Annotated in this window: 1 protein-coding gene; it reads right to left on the bottom strand. The window is 63.2% G+C overall.

Going from position 1 to position 853, the window contains the following annotated elements:
- Positions 1-853, bottom strand: an 853-nt coding sequence (locus tag AC1DYI_RS37145) for a putative bifunctional diguanylate cyclase/phosphodiesterase (protein WP_477209071.1), incomplete at both ends; no start/stop codon positions are given.

The following is an 853-nucleotide window of genomic DNA, read 5'->3' as shown; positions in this document are numbered from 1 at the left end:
CGTCGCAACCTTGGGCACGCAGGTAGCCCATTTGCCCGAGCGTCTCGACCCCCTCGGCCACCACCTTCATGCGCAAGCGATGGGCCAGCGCGATGATCCCGGCCGTCAGGTTGGCGGCGTCCTCATCTTCAGGCAGATCCTTGATGAAAGACCGGTCGATCTTCAGTGTGCCCAATGGGAAGGTTCGCAGATACGACAAGGACGAATACCCGGTGCCGAAATCGTCGATGGCCAGGGACACGCCCAGATCGCGCAACTCGCGCAGCCGCAGTGCGGCTTGGGTCGGGTTGCGCATCACGCCGCTCTCGGTGATCTCGAATTCGAACTGCTCCGGTTCGAGGCCTGCGTCTGCAATGACCGCCGCCACTTCCTCGGCCAGCCGAGGGCGGTCCAGCTGCCGCGCCGCAAGGTTGACGCTGACCTGTACAGCGTGGCCCTGGTCTTGCCAAACTTTCGCGTCTTGGCAAGCCACTTGCAGTGCCCAGCGGCCAAAGCTGTCGATCAGCCCGATGTCTTCCGCGATAGGGATGAACTGCAGCGGGGAGACCACGCCCAACGAAGGATGACGCCAGCGCATCAGTGCCTCCACGCCGGTGACCCGGCCCGTGGAGAGATTCAGCTTCGGCTGGTAGACGAGGAACAGCTCGTCTCGCTCCAGCGCACGGGGCAGGCAACTCTCCAGCGCCAGCCGCTGCTGGCTCTGCGCATTCATCTGAACGGAGTAGAAATAATGGTTGCCGGGCCCCTTCTCCTTGGCCCGATACATCGCCGCATCGGCGTTCATCAGCAGGGTTTCGACATCTTGCCCGTCGTCTGGAAAGATGCTGATGCCGACGCTGGCTGTCGTCGGCAG

Source organism: Ideonella sp. P3_A4, from assembly GCF_056403075.1.
Note: the sequence above shows the minus strand (reverse complement) of the source record. Positions and strands in the feature narration are given on the sequence as shown.